Source organism: Croceibacterium salegens, from assembly GCF_009827435.1.
GTDB classification, from domain to species: Bacteria; Pseudomonadota; Alphaproteobacteria; order Sphingomonadales; family Sphingomonadaceae; genus Croceibacterium_B; species Croceibacterium_B salegens.
This window is the reverse complement of the sequence record NZ_WTYM01000058.1, coordinates 162,562-177,080: the sequence shown is the minus strand read 5'-3', so window position 1 is coordinate 177,080 and position 14,519 is coordinate 162,562. Positions and strand designations below refer to the sequence as shown.

General features: G+C 67.4%; 13 protein-coding genes. 3 read left to right on the top strand and 10 right to left on the bottom strand.

Annotated features, from left to right (window positions below; all coding sequences use genetic code 11):
• Positions 1-15: 15 nt before the first annotated feature.
• The 7 genes from GRI89_RS15690 to GRI89_RS15660 form a co-directional block, all read right to left on the bottom strand.
• Positions 16-1,551, bottom strand: coding sequence for an MBL fold metallo-hydrolase (locus GRI89_RS15690; protein WP_159797614.1), 1,536 nt, complete (start codon positions 1,549-1,551; stop codon positions 16-18).
• Between the two features lie 22 nt (positions 1,552-1,573).
• Positions 1,574-3,670 carry an outer membrane protein assembly factor BamB family protein gene (locus GRI89_RS15685; RefSeq protein WP_159797612.1) on the bottom strand — a complete coding sequence of 699 codons (2,097 nt, stop codon included), beginning with the start codon at positions 3,668-3,670 and terminating at the stop codon, positions 1,574-1,576.
• A gap of 66 nt (positions 3,671-3,736) precedes the next feature.
• Entirely contained in the window at positions 3,737-4,927 is a 1,191-nt protein-coding gene (locus GRI89_RS15680) for a cytochrome P450 (protein ID WP_159797610.1), read from the bottom strand.
• Positions 4,928-5,006: 79 nt separating this feature from the next.
• Positions 5,007-5,492 carry a bacterioferritin gene (gene bfr / locus GRI89_RS15675; RefSeq protein WP_328598305.1) on the bottom strand — a complete coding sequence of 162 codons (486 nt, stop codon included), beginning with the start codon at positions 5,490-5,492 and terminating at the stop codon, positions 5,007-5,009.
• A 117-nt stretch (positions 5,493-5,609) separates the two neighbouring features.
• Entirely contained in the window at positions 5,610-5,801 is a 192-nt protein-coding gene (locus GRI89_RS15670) for a (2Fe-2S)-binding protein (protein ID WP_159797608.1), read from the bottom strand.
• Positions 5,802-5,863: 62 nt separating this feature from the next.
• The gene (locus GRI89_RS15665) at positions 5,864-7,159 is read right to left on the bottom strand and encodes a DUF418 domain-containing protein (RefSeq protein WP_159797605.1); all 1,296 of its coding nucleotides are present in this window, start codon (positions 7,157-7,159) and stop codon (positions 5,864-5,866) included.
• 47 nt (positions 7,160-7,206) lie between these two features.
• Complete coding sequence (locus GRI89_RS15660) at positions 7,207-8,352, bottom strand: SPOR domain-containing protein (protein ID WP_159797603.1); 1,146 nt, start codon at positions 8,350-8,352, stop codon at positions 7,207-7,209.
• A 259-nt stretch (positions 8,353-8,611) separates the two neighbouring features.
• Between GRI89_RS15660 and GRI89_RS15655 the strand changes: the two genes are divergently transcribed.
• The 3 genes from GRI89_RS15655 to GRI89_RS15645 are packed head-to-tail and all read left to right on the top strand — an operon-like array spanning position 8,612 to position 11,372.
• Positions 8,612-9,328 carry a ParA family protein gene (locus GRI89_RS15655; RefSeq protein ID WP_159797601.1) on the top strand — a complete coding sequence of 239 codons (717 nt, stop codon included), beginning with the start codon at positions 8,612-8,614 and terminating at the stop codon, positions 9,326-9,328.
• A gap of 18 nt (positions 9,329-9,346) precedes the next feature.
• A complete protein-coding gene (locus tag GRI89_RS15650) occupies positions 9,347-10,009 on the top strand; it encodes a hypothetical protein (RefSeq protein WP_159797599.1) in 663 nt (220 codons plus the stop codon).
• Between the two features lie 37 nt (positions 10,010-10,046).
• Complete coding sequence (locus GRI89_RS15645) at positions 10,047-11,372, top strand: SPOR domain-containing protein (RefSeq protein WP_159797597.1); 1,326 nt, start codon at positions 10,047-10,049, stop codon at positions 11,370-11,372.
• 64 nt (positions 11,373-11,436) lie between these two features.
• Here the strand turns inward: GRI89_RS15645 and GRI89_RS15640 are convergent, their stop codons facing one another.
• The 3 genes from GRI89_RS15640 to GRI89_RS15630 are packed head-to-tail and all read right to left on the bottom strand — an operon-like array spanning position 11,437 to position 14,455.
• Positions 11,437-12,186: an SDR family NAD(P)-dependent oxidoreductase gene (locus GRI89_RS15640; RefSeq protein WP_159797595.1), complete on the bottom strand. Its 750-nt coding sequence runs from the start codon at positions 12,184-12,186 to the stop codon at positions 11,437-11,439.
• Positions 12,187-12,188: 2 nt separating this feature from the next.
• Positions 12,189-13,421, bottom strand: coding sequence for a dihydroorotase (locus tag GRI89_RS15635; protein ID WP_159797593.1), 1,233 nt, complete (start codon positions 13,419-13,421; stop codon positions 12,189-12,191).
• Positions 13,418-14,455 carry an aspartate carbamoyltransferase catalytic subunit gene (locus GRI89_RS15630; protein WP_159797591.1) on the bottom strand — a complete coding sequence of 346 codons (1,038 nt, stop codon included), beginning with the start codon at positions 14,453-14,455 and terminating at the stop codon, positions 13,418-13,420. The genes GRI89_RS15635 and GRI89_RS15630 overlap by 4 nt, the downstream gene beginning before the upstream one ends.
• Between the last annotated feature and the right edge of the window lie 64 nt (positions 14,456-14,519).

The window sequence follows — 14,519 nt, the reverse complement described above, 5'->3', positions numbered from 1 at the left end:
CCCCCCCCCCCGCCTTCACCTAGGCTCCAGCGCCACAGGCCCCGTCGTGTCATACTGCACCGGGCACCCGAACACGTAGCGCCCGCCCGCCTCGGTCGTGCGGCACCATTCCTTGGCGGCGTCGATCTGTTTCTGGTCGTTGGCCAGCGTCTGCTCGATCGACAGCGGGCCCGACCCGTGGACCGCGACGTCGGTGAGCGGGGCGATGCCGTAGTGCGCGATGTTGGCGGCAAGTGCGCCGCCCCAGAAGTGGAGCTGCCAGGCCTCGTCGCCGAAATCGCCTTCCATCATGATCCGCTCTTTGGGCAGGTAGGCGAACACCGCGTCGGGCATATGGGCGTGCTCGACGACGCGGTAGATCTCGAGCCGCCGGGTGGCGTCCTCGAGCACCAGCGTGTCGTCGACCGGGGTGAACACCAGCGGGTGCGGGCTGCGCGCTAGGGCGTCGGGATAGTATGCGGCCGGGCGGGTGACCATCTCGCGGATGATGCCCTCGTTGCCGCGCTGCGAGATCACCTCGAGCCCGCGCGAAACCGCCGCGCGGAGGCCGCCGGTGTGATCGAAGTGGTGGTGCGAGACGATCACGGCCTGGACCTGCTTGCCGGGCACGAGCGCGTTGGCGGCGTCGATCCGCGCCAGCGTCTGCGCTTCGCCGCCGTAGGCCTCGAACATCACCAGCCGGTCGGCGAACTCGATCACCGGCCCGCCCGCGGTGCCGACGCGCACGTCCCACACGCCGTCGGCGACTTTGGTGGCCTGTGCCGCTGCCGGGGCGACGGAGACCACGAGCGCGCGGGGGAACGCGGGCAGTTGCTCCGCCGCGACGTCGAGCCGGTAGGAATCGACCTGGAACATCAGGCTGATCTGCTCGCGCCAGTCGAGCTGCTGCATCAGCCCCAGCGGCAGCTGCACGCCCTGGACCGGGGTGTAGCCGGTGAACCACGCGGTGGTGGTCAGGTCGCCGAGATTGACGCTGCCCGAAATCCACCGCGAGAACACCGGCAGGTGGGTGCGCGGGTCGATCCCGAGCCACGCCGGACTGCTCGCGCCTGCGGGAGTGAACTCGACCACGATCGCGCCGCTCTCGGTCGAGACCCCACCCAGCCTGGTCTCCGCGTCGAGCGCTTCGAGCAGCGCGGGCAGCGGGTGATCAAGCAGCGCGGCCCCCCCCTGCAGCGTGGCGTTGCGCGCGAAGTTGAGCCCGAAGAAGCCGGCGAACGGGAATTCCTGCGCCCAGCGTTCCTGGTAGACCGCGCGCTCGCCCTTGAGGTCGAACGTGCGCTGCGCGTCGACCACCGCCTGCCACTTGGGCGGCGCCTTCGGATCGCCGGTCAGGAACCCGCCGCCCTGGTAGTAGACGCGCTGGCCGAACCCGGTGAGCACGAGGGTGTCGAGCGCCTCGAGCCGGTCGAGCCCGCCCATCGCCTCGGCCGCCTGTTCGAGCGCGTTGCGCGCCGATCCGCTATCCTGCGCCGTGGCGGCGCTTCCGCCGAGCATGGTGCAAACCACCGCAAGCAGGCCGAGCATGGCCCGGATCGTCGATACCTTCATCACGCTCTCCCCTGTCTGGTCGTCAGTCGGCCCCGTTCACCTTGAGGATGTAGTCCGCCACGGCGCGGTACTCCGCGTCGCTCAGGCTACCTCCCGCACCCGGCGGCATGGCGGTCTTGAGGTAGGCGGAAAGCTGGGCCGCGGACGTGTCGCCCCAGTTGGCCTTGAACGCCGCGCCTTTCACCGGCGGGATACCGCCGCCGCCCTGGAAGTCGCCACCGTGGCAGCCCGAGCACTTGGCGGCGTAGACCGCTTCGCCCGAGACGCTGGCAGCGGCTACTGGTGCCGGATCGCGGTTCTGGGCCGGATCGAACGGGATCGCTCCCGCATCGGTCGGCGTGACAGGTTCGCGGTACGGACCCTTCCGGCCGATTCCCGCGTCGGGCAGCGCGAAGACGAACAGCGTGCCCTGCGTGCCCTTGAGGATTTCGGGCGTGAAGCTGTCGCCGAGCCAGAACCCGGTCGAAACCGCAACGTACTGGTGCCCGCCGGTGCTGAAAGTGATCGGATAGCCGGTCACCGCCGAACCGAGGTTCATCTCCCACAGCACCTTGCCGTCGCGCTGGTCTAGCACCCGGAAGCGCCCGGCGCTGTCGCCGCCGAACAACAAACCGCCGCCGGTGGTGAGCAGCGACTGCATCCCGGCGCGGATCGACCAGGTCCATTCGGTCTTCCCGGTCACTGCGTTGACGGCGTGGATCACGCCGAGTTTCTTGTCGGCTTCGGGCGGGATGAAGATCTTCGAGGCGACCGAGTAGCTCGGCCGCTCCCAGTCGGCTTCGACAGCGGTCACATCAGCGCACAGGTTCTGCTCGGGAAAGTACATCGTCTTGGTCAGCGGGCTGTAGGCCGGGGCCTGGTAGTTCGCCCCGCCGGTGCTCGAAGGGCAGACGTAGAGCTGCTGGCCGACGCGGTCGAAGACGGTCGCCGGGTTGACTGTGACCTTGCCGGTCCTGCCGTCGATCGATTGCACGACGTTCTGCTTTACCGTCGGCCGCGCCCACAGGAACTGCCCGTTGGTGCGGTCGAGCGTGTAGACAACCCCGGTCTTGCCCGGCACGCCGGTGACCATCCTGTAGGTCTTCTTGCGGTCGATATTGGGTTTGATCCACGTCACTTCGCCGGGATCGGGCGCGACCTGTTCGTCGAGCAGGAAGCGCGGGAACGGGTGATCAAGATCCCAGTGGTCGACGATATGCTGGTAATGCCAGACGATCTTGCCGGTCCGCACGTCGAGCGCCAGCGTCGAGTTATGGTAGAGGTAGGTGTATTCGTTGCCCGCCAGCAGGAATTTGGGCGCCGGGGTGCTGACCGATGTGCCCATGTAGAGCAGGTGCAGCTCGGGATCGTAGCTGGCGTTCATCCACGCCCCGACCTGCATCCGCCGTTCGAGCGGCGTTCCGCCCCAGGTCTTGTCATTCGGATCGTCGCCGCGGGCGATGGTGCTGGTGCGCCAGACTTCCTTGCCGGTCTTCGCATCGTGCGCGGTGATCACGCAGGCGTCCGGCCCGCCCTCGGGCTCGCACGAGCGGCCGGTGATGGCGAGGCCATCGGCGATTATGGGTCCGGCGCTCTGCTTGGCGCCCTTCTTGTAGTCGAGGATCTTGGTTTCCCACGCCAGCTTCCCGGTCTCGGCGTCGAGCGCGTAGATGTGGTCGTCCGAGCCGCGCGCGATGATCAGCTTGCCGTAGATCGCCAGGTTGCGGTTGGTGTCAGGGAAGGTCAGGTACTGCCCCATGTCCTTCGGCAGCGTGCGCTTGTGGGTCCACAGCACGTCGCCCGAAGCGGCGTCGAGCGCGGTGACCATGTCGCTCGGCCCGGGGAAGTACATCCGCCCGTTGTGGACCAGCGGCGTGCCTTCCTGGTGCCCGGCCTCGAGCGGGCGGACCCAGACGAGGCGGAGCTGGTCGACGTTGTCGCGGTCGATCTGGTCGAGCGGCGAATAGCCCCAGCTGTCGAGCGTCCTGCGCCAGCTCAACCAGTCGGCCGGGTCGGGGCTCTGGATCATGGCGTCGGTGACGGGGACGAAGGCTTCGGTCGAAGATTGCGCCTGCGCCAGCCCGGTCGCCATCAAAGCCAGAACCGCCAGGCCGCGCGCGGCCCATCCCCTGATCGCCATCATTCTCTCCCCACGGGCGTTTGCGGGGGAGGTTAGCAGGGTTTTTGCCGCCTTCCAGTCGCTTGGCTAGCGGACAGCGAGCAAGAGGCGTTGCGGGCTGCGGAAGTTCGACGAGGGCAGCCAGGGGAAGTCATGCTCGGCCAGCGTGAAGTCGGGCATCACGGCGAGCAATTCCTCCGCTGCGACCTTGCAGGCGAGCCGGGCCAGCGCTGAGCCGAGGCAAGCGTGGACCCCGCCGCCAAAGCCGAGGTGCGCCTTGGGCTTGCGCAGGATGTCGTAGCGGTCGGGATCGACGAACTTGCGCTCGTCGCGATTGGCCGAGCCATAACAGAGCATGACGAAGGCGCCCGCCTTCATTACCTCGCCGTGCAATTCCACGTCGCAGGTCAGGGCGCGGCGGAAGCGCTGTGCCGAGGTGTTGAAGCGCAGCGATTCCTCGATCGCATCGGGGATCAGCTCGGAATTGGCGGCCAGCGCGCGGCGCGCTTCGGGGTAGGTCGCCAGGTTGAAACCGAGCATCGACAGGAAGCCCGACAGCGATTCGATCCCCGCCATGATTAGCGTGGTGACGGTGAGCTGGACCTCGTTGTCCCGCAACTTCTCGCCGTCGATTTCGGCGGTGATGAAGTTCGATAGCAAGTCGTCGCCGGGATTTCGCTTGCGCGCCTCGACCAGCCGCCCGGCGTAGTCCGCCATCCATTCATAGGCGGCGATCTGTGCCGGGTTCTTGCCGCGCAGGACCGGATCGGTCTGGGCCATCAGGACGGCCTTGTCGCGCACCTCGTCGCCTCCCTCCTCGGGCAGGGCGAAAAGGGCGTAGATCAGGTCGAGCGTCAGCCGCGCCGAAAAGTCGCTTACGAAATCGAAGCTGCCGCGCTCGCGGGCTTCGCGAGCCAGCTCATGTGCCGAGGCGCGCAGCGGATCGACTAGGTGGGTCAACGCGCTCTTGAGCATCGCCTTCTGGATCAGCGCGCGCAGCCGGTCATGGCGCGGCGGGTCGCTCGAACCGAGCGTGGCGCCGGCCCGGCCCGGCAGTTCGTCGACGAGGTTGCCGCGTGCCGAGGAATAGGTCCGCCAGTCCTGCAGCGCGCGCAGGATGTCGTCATAGCGGCTGAGCACCCACATCCCCGCTTCCTCGCACCAGAAGGCCGGGAATTCGTCGCGCAGGCGCTTGTAGGCGGGAAAGGGATTGGCGTCGGTCGCCGGGGAATAGGGGTCGAAGCGGAAGCTTTCCGCAACGAGTTCGTCTGCCAGCATGACACCCTCCTCTGTTTCACTCCCGGCGCAATGCCCGGGCGTGACGGAGGGCGCATTGATTCAGCGCAATCCGCGCGTGTCAGTCGCCTTCGCCGGCGGGCTTGCTCTGCAGCTGGACGTAGTTCTGCAGACCCATCCGTTCGATCATCTCGAACTGGGTTTCGAGGAAGTCGACGTGCTCTTCCTCGCTCTCGAGAATGCGCTCGAAGACCTCGCGGCTGGTGAAGTCGCGGACGCTCTCGCAGTATGCAATTGCGTCCTTGAGCAGCGGGATGGCCTCCAGTTCCACTTCGAGGTCCGCCTTGAGGATTTCCTCGACGTTCTCACCGACCCTGAGCTTGTGGATCGCCTGGAAGTTGGGCAGCCCTTCGAGGAACAGGATGCGGTCCGCCAGCGTGTCGGCGTGCTTCATCTCGTCGATGGATTCGTGCCGCTCGTACTCGGCCAGCGTCTCGATGCCCCAGTTCTTCAGCACGCGGTAGTGCAGCCAGTACTGGTTGATCGCGGTCAGTTCGTTGGTGAGCGCCTTGTTGAGGTACTCGATGACCTTGTCATCACCCTTCACGGCCGGTGTCCCTTGCTGCTGCGAGTCTCGAGACCATGCGCCTCGGGGGTACCGGGTGGCAAGGGGGCGCGCGGGAAAAAGCGCGTCAGCGGCATTTCCGCGAGCGTTCCCCGCGTGTCAGGCGACGAGCGTCAGGCGACGCTTGCCGTGGCGTTCCTCGGCCAGCATTTCGTCGGCATCTTCAAGGCACTGCGCACACTGCGGGGTCTTGCCGAGCGCGGCGTAGACCGCTTCCGCATCGCCCGCGTGTTGGCGGGCGGCACGGCGGAATTCGCATTCCCTGATCGCATTGCAGACGCAGACGTACATGTACCGATTCGCTTTCCGAGTGACCTTCGGAAATTAATGCGAATGGGTTGCAATAGCAAGTCCTAGCGACGGAACGGGAAGAGTTTCCAGTAGGTCAGGCAGCGCCACAGCCATTCGAGCGGGCCATAGCGGAAGTGCGCCAGCCATGGCTTCGACCACAGCAGCATGCCCGTCCAGACTGCGAACACGATCAGCATGAGCTGGACCCGGTGCAATTCGCCGAACAAGCCGAGCGACCAACCCTGGAACACGAACAGCATGAGGATGGAAGTGCCGAGGTAGTTGCTGAACGCCATGCGCCCGGCGGCGGCAAATCGGTTGCCGATGGGGGTCTGCGCCAGCCTTGGACCGTCGGCGGCGAGGATGGCGGCAAGGCCGAGGGCGATCGGCAACTGCGCCAAGCGCCCAAGTTCGTTGAAGGTCAGCAAGGTGGTGAAGAACGGGAACCCGGTCGCTTCCGGCCACAACGCGACCAGCGCCGTGAAGCCGAGCCCTCCAAGCAACGCGATCCACCCGCCGCGTCTCAGTTTGGCAGGATCGATCGCCCCGCTGAAGAAGCCGCGCCGGTAGAGCGCCATGCCGATCAGCACGAGCCCGAGCGTTTCCATCAGCGGCACGACGACAAGGCTCTGCAGGAAGCCGCCGGCGTGCTTGGTCACCTGCTCGGTGACGAATTCCGGGTAGCTGGCCGACTGCATGAACTCGATGTTCTTGGCCACGCTCTCGAGCGTTTTGGGTTCGGCGGAGACGACCTCTTCGCGCTGGCTGTCGCTCAGGTGCGCGGCAATCGACGGATTGTTCGCCGCCAACCATGCCCCGCCCAGCATCGTGAGCATGCCCAGCATGCCCAGCGAATAGAGCACAATGCCCGTCTTGAGCTGTTTGCTGGCCGACCATTTCAGCATCGGCAGCACCATCAGGCCCGTTGCCGCGTAGGTGCCGAGGATATCGCCGTGCCAGATGAGGAAGTAGTGCACTGCACCGAAGGCGAGCAGCCAGCACAGTCGGCGAAATTGCAGCCAGCGGCTGCTGCCGCGCGCCCAGGCCCGCTCCATGAACAGGTAGATCCCGGCCCCGAACAGCAACGAGAACAATCCGCGGCACTTGTGGTCGACAAAAATGAGCTGGACATACCAGATCACCTTGTCGCCCAGCGTTGCGCCCCCCGGCAGCGCTTTGGGCCAGAAATAGGCTGCGTCAGGATGTCCGAAGGCGGTGATGTTGGCAAACAGGATACCGAGCACCGCGACGCCGCGGATCAGGTCGAGGGTGACAAGCCGTTCGCCGGCCCGGACCGGCTGGTCGGGAGTCGCATCCGCGCGAAGCTCGTCCGGTTGCCCGCTGACGACTGTGGCCATCTGTAATTCCCCTGCACCTGAAGCAGGGAAACAAATACCGCCTGCGCCTAGCGCGTTACAAGGCAATCCTGACCGGAGCTTTTCAGGCTTCGACAAGCTGCATTGGCATCGGCCTGCGTAGCATAGCCTCCGGCGAGCAACTTCGTGACCTGCCCGGCGGGAATGAGCAACCGCTGGCGACCGGCAAGCTCGCTGCGTCCGCTGAGCTGCGACCATAGCCGCTCGGCATTGCCCACGACCGAGAACGCACCGAGCTGGACGCGCCACGGTCCGGCGCTGGAGTTGCCGGTGGACGGGCGCGTGGTGGCGGACGACGGTTCCGGGCGGGTGGCGGTGGTGGCAGCGACCTGCGTGCGCGGTGCGGCAGTGGCGCCCGGCCGGGCGAACGACGCGCCGGCTTCGGCGGGGCTTTCGGTCCCTGTCGCCTGCGTCGCCTGTGCTACCGCCTCACGGGCAACAACGACCGAGGGCGAAACCGCGGTCGTGGCAATGGTCCGCGGCAATTTCGAGGAGGCAACCGGAGGCGCACCCTGCGCGGGCATGGGTATCCGGCTGGCCGGGGTAACGACCCCCGCTCCGAGATCTGCCGAAGCGAGCGCGCGGCCGCGTTCGATCTCGGTATCGCGCTGCATCTGCACCGCCAGCCCGGCGGCCTGCTGGCGTTGCGCCAGCGGAATGCTCTCGTCCATTTGCGCCAGCGCCGCGGGGGCCTGCGGCAGACCCTGGGCGTTGGCCATCGTCATAAGGGCATAGGCCTTGACCCAGTCCTTGGGCACGATGTCGCCATTGAAGTGGCCAATGCCGAGCAGGTACTCCGAACGCGGATCGCCCCGCGACGCCGCAGACTCGATATAAGGCAGGGCCGCGTCGCGCCGCCCGTCCTGGAAGAGCATCAGGCCATACGTATCGGCGGCCTTTATGTGACCCGCTGCCGCGGCGCGGGCATAGAGCACTTCGGCCTTGCGGGCATCGACCGGCACGCCGCGCCCGAGGCGATAGGCCTGGCCGAGATTGAACATCGCGTCGGGATCGCCCGCTGCGGCCGGTCCTTCCCACTCGCGCACAGCGGCACCGTAGTCGCCGCGGCTCCAGGCATCGACCCCGGCCTTGACGTCGGCGAGAGCCGGGCTGGCCGCGAGCAGCGCCACGGCGGCGAATCCTGCCCACTTCAACCGGTCCACCTTCGCAATCATTGCCAGTCCCTGCGCACCCGCGCGTCCGTTCGATTCATGGGTGCCATAGTAAATGCAGCATTAGCAAAAGCTTTATGCGGCAGGATTTTTCACATTCGGATGCGATCCGGCAAAGTCACGTGGAATACCTTTCCGGATCGGGGCCCGCGAATTCGTGCGATTGCCGCACCCCGTTAACCCAAATTTAGGGGTGTTCTGCGATCCCCGCTTTCGAAGGGCCGGAATTTTGCCTCCGGTCGTAACCTCAGGGGGATTAGCCTTGCGCGTTTTGGCATTGGCTTCGCAAAAGGGCGGTTCGGGCAAGACCACGCTCTCCGGCCACCTCGCAGTCCAGGCGCAGCGCGCCGGGGCCGGACCTGTTGTCCTGATCGACATCGATCCGCAAGGGTCGCTGGCCGATTGGTGGAACGAACGTGAGGCCGAGTATCCGGCCTTCGCGCACACCACGGTGGCCCGTCTCGCCAACGACCTTGCGACCCTGCGGCAGCAGGGATTCAAGCTGGCGGTGATCGACACCCCGCCGGCGATTACCATGGCGATTCAGTCGGTCATCTCAGTCGCCGAACTAATCGTCGTGCCGACCCGCCCGAGCCCGCACGACCTGCGCGCCGTGGGTGCCACGGTCGACCTCTGCGAACGCGCCGGCAAGCCGCTGATCTTCGTGGTCAACGCCGCCACGCCGAAAGCCAAGATTACCTCGGAAGCCGCTGTCGCCCTGAGCCAGCACGGCACCGTCGCCCCGATTACCCTTCACCACCGCACCGATTTCGCCGCCTCGATGATCGACGGCCGCACGGTGATGGAAGTGGAACCGGAAGGGCGCAGCGCGCAGGAAGTCGCCGCGCTGTGGCACTACATCGCCGACCGCCTCGAGCGGAATTTCCGCCGCACCGTCTTCGCCGCTCCGAACAGCGTGTCGCAGGCCCCGGGCGCGAACCGTCCGCAGGGTGGCTTCGGCCGCCGGGTCGCCCAGTAAAGCCGGAGGGTAGGTCGGATGAGCGACCCCAAACCCTTCGCCTCCCTCGGCGCAACGTTGCTGGCCCGCAAGGGCGGCGCGAAACCGGCCATGCGTCCGCAGGCCAGCCGCGTGCCGACCATGAACGGTTCGGCCGCGGCACAGAACCTCGAGGATCTCGGCTGGGACGACATGGGCGAGGAAGACGCTGCCGCGGATCACTCCGCCGAGGTGCTCCAGCTCACCCCCGCTCCGCATAACCCGGAAGCCGAAGCGCTCACCGATCGCGCCTCGCCGAAGCCCAAGGTTCTGACGATGCACGAGGAGCTTGCGCTCCGCGTCGCCGAGGAAGAGCAGAAGAAAATGCCCAAGGCCGCCAAGGTCCAGGCGCTTCCGCCGCTCGACGAAATCGAAGTCGAATTCGACGACGAGCCCGAGCCCATGCCTGTGTTTCCGCACGCCCGGCTGGTCGTGGACTCGGCCCCGGCAACGAGCAAGTCCAAGGGCAAGCCGGAAGCTGCCAACGACAGCCGCCGCGCCGCCTTCACGCTTCGTCTCGACGCCAAGCGCCACCTCAAGCTTCGCCTCGCCAGCACGGTGCGCGGGCGCAGTGCCCAGCAGATCGTCACCGAAGCGCTCGACCGCTTCCTCAAGGATCTTCCCGAAATCGACAGCCTGGCCTCGCAGGTCCGGCGTGACTGACATGAACCAAGCGAGGGACCGCAAGGGGGTCAATACCATGAATAGCAACAACCGCAGCAATCGGATGATCGGTCTCGCCGTCACCAGCGCAATGGGCGCCGTCCTCCTCGCGGGGTGCGCCACCGGCTCCGCGCCGCGTGCCGACCTTTCGGCCAACAAGGCGCAGGTGGCGCTGGCCCAGGGCAAGACCGACAAGGCGATCGTCAACGCCGAAGCGGCGGTCCAGGCCGAACCGCGCAACGCCGCCTACCGCGCAATGCTCGGTACCGCCTACCTCGAAGCCGGCCGCTTCACCTCGGCCGCGACCAGCTTCAACGACGCGATGTCGCTCGGTGACAACTCTGCCCGCACCGCGCTGAGCCTCGCGCTCGCGCTGTCGGGCGGCGCCCGCTACGACGAAGCTGTCGCCGTGCTCAACGACTGGGCCGATGCGATCGCCCCGGCCGACCTCGGCCTCGCCTACGCCCTCGCCAGGCAGCCGCAGCGCGGCGTGCAGGTCATGTCGAACGCCATCCGTTCGGGCGACAACACCCCGAAGATGCGCCAGAACCTCGCCTATGCCTATGCGCTGGGCGGCCAGTGGCGCGAAGCGCGCGTGATGGCCGAACAGGACGTACCCGCCGACCAGGTGGGTGACCGCATGCAGGAATGGGCTGTCATGGCCCAGCCGGAAGCCTGGCAGCAGCGCGTTGCGGTGCTGATCGGCGCCCCGGTCGGCGTTGCCGATGCCGGCCAGCCGGTTACGCTCGCGCTCTCCAACACTCCGTCGGTGCAGCAGCTTGCCGCCGAAGCTTCGGCCTATGCCACGCCCGACACGGACGACGGCGAACTTCCGGCGCTCGATGCGGGTCCGTCGGCCGGCGTCCCCTATGAAGACTATCCGGCGCAGCGCGTCGACCGGCCGAACGACTTCCAGGCCGACTCATCCACGCTCGCGCCTTCGGGCGGCTCGATGGCGCAGGTCGCGCAGAACGCGGTCCGCTTCGTACAGGAGCCGGTCGTGCAGTCCGTTGCCGTTCGCCAGGGCGCCGCACCGCGCGCTGCCTATGTCGCGGCGAGCCAGAAGTCCGACGGCACACACCTCGTCCAGCTCGGCAGCTTCTCCAGCGAACAGGGCGCGCGCCGCGCCTGGGGCATCTACGCCAAGCGCTATCCCGAACTGGCAGGCCACGAGATGGTCATCACCGAGGCCCTGGTGAAGGGCAAGCGCTACTGGCGCGTGTCGGCCGCCGGATACAGCGTGGCCAGCTCGCAGGCCATGTGCGGCCGCGTGAAGAGCGACGGCAAGGGCTGCTTCGCCTACGCCGAGGATCGCCCGCTGCCGGGCGCCGTCGACACCGGCGTGCGGATGGCGATGCGCTAGGCCGCAACAAGCCGATAACAGCGAGAACCCCGCCCCTCACCGGGCGGGGTTTTTCGTTTGGGCGTCAGAGCAGGTAGCCGCCGTCGCTGACCAGCACGGTGCCGGTGATCGTCGCCGCATCGTCGGACAGCAGGAAAGCAACCTGCGCGGCGATCTCGGCGGCGCTGGCGAAGCGACCGAGCGGGGTGCCCTTGCCCATCGCGGCAAGCGCTTCGGCGCGGTCGCCGCCGTGCTGCGCGACGATCCCGGCGAAGAACGGCATCTTGTCCCAGATCGGGGTGTCGACGCCGCCCGGGGCGATGGCGTTGACCCTGATGCCGCGCGCCGCGCCTTCCTTGGCCGCCACCTTGGCGAGCTGGATGACCGCAGCCTTTGAAGTCGAATAGGCGGCGTTGCCGATCTCCGGCTTGATCCCCGCTACCGAGGCGGTGAGGACCAGCGAAGCCCCGTCGGCGGCCAGCCGCAGGGCGGTTTTCAGCGACAGGAACATGCCGTCGAGATTGACCGTCATCAGCTCGCGCCAAGTCTCGAACGAGAGGTTGGCGATCGGCGCGCCGCGGCCGATGCCGGCGTTGAGCACGGCGTGGTCGAGCGGACCGGCCTCGACCTCGATCCGCTCCCACAGCGCCGGATCGGCCACGTCACCGATAAAGCGGAGTACCTCGCAGCCGGGAAGGTCGAGCGCGTCGAGCGCCGCTCCGTCGAGGTCGACCAGGACGAGCCTGCCGACCCCCCGCTCCGCGAGAAGCATGGCGCAAGCCGCACCGATACCCGATGCGGCGCCCGTCACCAGTGCGTTCCGTCCCATCCCCATAGTCAGTCCTCGATCCTTGCGCCGCCCTTCCACAAGGCGGTGGCGCGGCCCTGGACGGGCTGGCGGTCGAATGGGGTGTTGCCGGCGGTAGCCTCCATCCGCGCCGAATCGACGATCCAGGGGCGCTCGGGATCGACGAGCGCCAGGTCGGCCTCGTTACCCACCGCGAGTTCGCCCGCCGCCACGCCGAGCAGGCGGGCCGGGTTGCGGGCCAGCAGGTCGAAGGCGCGCTCAAGCGTGATCTCCCCGTCACGAACCAGCGTGAGGGTTAGCGGCAGCAGGGTCTCGGCCCCTGCCATACCCGGTTCGGCGTCGGCGTAAGGCAGGCGCTTGTCCTCGGGCCCGCGCGGGTCATGGCCGCTGGCAATGACATCGATGGTGCCATCGGCGATGGCCGCGACGACCGCCTGACGGTCTGCCTCGCAGCGCAGCGGCGGCGAAAGCCGGGCGAAGGTGCGGAAGTCCTTGGTTGCAAGGTCCGAAAGCATGAAGTGCGCAGGGGTGACCCCCGCGGTCACCGCGACGCCGCGCGCCTTGGCCGCGCGAACGAGGTCGAGCGCCGCAGCAGTGGTAACCTGCCGCAAGTGCAGCCGCGCCCCGCTCATCTCGGCGAGTGCGATATCGCGAGCGGCGGCGAGCGCTTCGGCCTCGGCCGGCGCGCTCGGCAGGCCGAGACGGCTCGCCATTTCGCCCGCGGTCGCCGCGGCGTTTCCTGTGAGTCCGCCGTCTTCCGCGTGGCTGACCACCACGAGGTCGAGCATCGCGGCATATTGCAGCAAGCGCAGCATCGTGCCGCTGTCGGCGATCCAGCTGCGTCCCGTCGCCACGGCTTTGGCCCCGGCGTCGCGCATCAGCGCCAGTTCGGCGAGGTGCGTGCCCTCAAGGCCGACGGTCGCCGCGGCGAGCGGGTGGACCCAGAGGTCGGGCTTGCCGCTCTGCGCCGCGAAGCGCACTGCCGAGGGCCGGTCGAGTGGCGGCGAGCGGTCGGGCATCAGCGCGGCGCGGGCGATGCCGCCGAAATGGAACGCCGGCTTGTCAATCGCGAACACTCCGAAGTCGACCAGTGCAGGAGCGACCAGCGCGCCCTTGGCATCGACGATCTCGTCGCCGTCTTCGGGAGAGACGTCGCCGATTGCGGCAATCGCCCCATCGACGCAGCGGATCGCGCCGGACACAACGCCGCCGTGAAGCACCAGCTTGCCGCCGGTGATGGTCAGCGCGCGCAGCTGTTTCATACCCAGGCTCCCTCGGCCCACCCGGGCACGCCGCGTTGGCGCCGGGTCAGCACATCGAGGCAGGCCATGCGGATGGCGACGCCCATTTCGACCTGGTCGGTGATGATCGACTGGCCGGCGAGTTCGGCTACGTTACTGTCGATCTCGACCCCGCGGTTCATCGGCCCCGGGTGCATGACGATGGCATCGGGCGCCCAGCGCTTCAGCCGCTCCAACGTCAGCCCGTAAAGGTGGCGGTATTCGCGCGGGGATGGGATGAACTGGCCGCTCATCCGCTCGTTCTGCAACCGTAGCATCATGATGACGTCGGTGCCTTTCAACGCGGCTTCGAAGTCGTGGAACGGTTCGGCACCAATCGCCTCGATCCCGGCCGGCATCAGCGCCGGCGGGGCGCAGACCCGGACCCGCGCACCGAGCGCATGCAGGCAAAGGATGTTGGAACGCGCGACGCGACTGTGCAGCACATCGCCGCAGATCGTCACGACGAGGCCGTTCATCATCCCGTCGCTGCTCGGCCTGCCCTGCTCTGCCAGTTTGTGGCGCAGCGCGAGCGCATCGAGCAGCGCCTGCGTCGGGTGTTCGTGCTGGCCGTCGCCGGCGTTGAGCACCGGGCAGCCGACCCGCTCGGCGATCAGCGCCACCGCGCCGCTCGACTGGTGGCGAATGACGATGGCGTCGGCGCGCATGGCGTTGAGCGTTACCGCGGTGTCGATCAGCGTCTCGCCCTTCTTCACGCTAGACTGCGCGGCGTGCATGTTGACCACGTCGGCGCCGAGGCGCTTGCCGGCTATCTCGAAGCTCAGCAGCGTGCGGGTCGAGTTCTCGAAGAAGGCATTTATGATGGTCAGGCCGGTGAGTCGGTCGGAATGCTTCTGTGGCAGGCGATTGAGTTTGACCCACTGCTCCGCCTCATCGAGCAGGTAGAGGATCTCGTGCGTTTCGAGGTGCCCGATGCCCAACAGGTGGCGATGCGGGAAGGCCTGCCCACCGGCCGGATAGCGGCCCGCGTATGAAGTGTCGTCCGGCGATGTCATTAAAGCCGAGCCCATAGGGCTAGAGGTCCCCGGTGGCAATGACTCTTGTCGAGTGGAGTGCACC

Coding starts and splice junctions, on each gene's coding strand:
- GRI89_RS15670 (WP_159797608.1), bottom strand. CDS start 5,801: ATGTACGTCTGCGTCTGCAATGCGATCAGGGAATGCGAATTCCGCCGT.
- GRI89_RS15635 (WP_159797593.1), bottom strand. CDS start 13,421: ATGAAACAGCTGCGCGCGCTGACCATCACCGGCGGCAAGCTGGTGCTT.
- GRI89_RS15645 (WP_159797597.1), top strand. CDS start 10,047: ATGAATAGCAACAACCGCAGCAATCGGATGATCGGTCTCGCCGTCACC.
- GRI89_RS15665 (WP_159797605.1), bottom strand. CDS start 7,159: ATGGCCACAGTCGTCAGCGGGCAACCGGACGAGCTTCGCGCGGATGCG.
- GRI89_RS15630 (WP_159797591.1), bottom strand. CDS start 14,455: ATGACATCGCCGGACGACACTTCATACGCGGGCCGCTATCCGGCCGGT.
- GRI89_RS15640 (WP_159797595.1), bottom strand. CDS start 12,186: ATGGGGATGGGACGGAACGCACTGGTGACGGGCGCCGCATCGGGTATC.
- GRI89_RS15690 (WP_159797614.1), bottom strand. CDS start 1,551: ATGAAGGTATCGACGATCCGGGCCATGCTCGGCCTGCTTGCGGTGGTT.
- GRI89_RS15685 (WP_159797612.1), bottom strand. CDS start 3,670: ATGGCGATCAGGGGATGGGCCGCGCGCGGCCTGGCGGTTCTGGCTTTG.
- GRI89_RS15680 (WP_159797610.1), bottom strand. CDS start 4,927: ATGCTGGCAGACGAACTCGTTGCGGAAAGCTTCCGCTTCGACCCCTAT.
- GRI89_RS15660 (WP_159797603.1), bottom strand. CDS start 8,352: ATGATTGCGAAGGTGGACCGGTTGAAGTGGGCAGGATTCGCCGCCGTG.
- GRI89_RS15650 (WP_159797599.1), top strand. CDS start 9,347: ATGAGCGACCCCAAACCCTTCGCCTCCCTCGGCGCAACGTTGCTGGCC.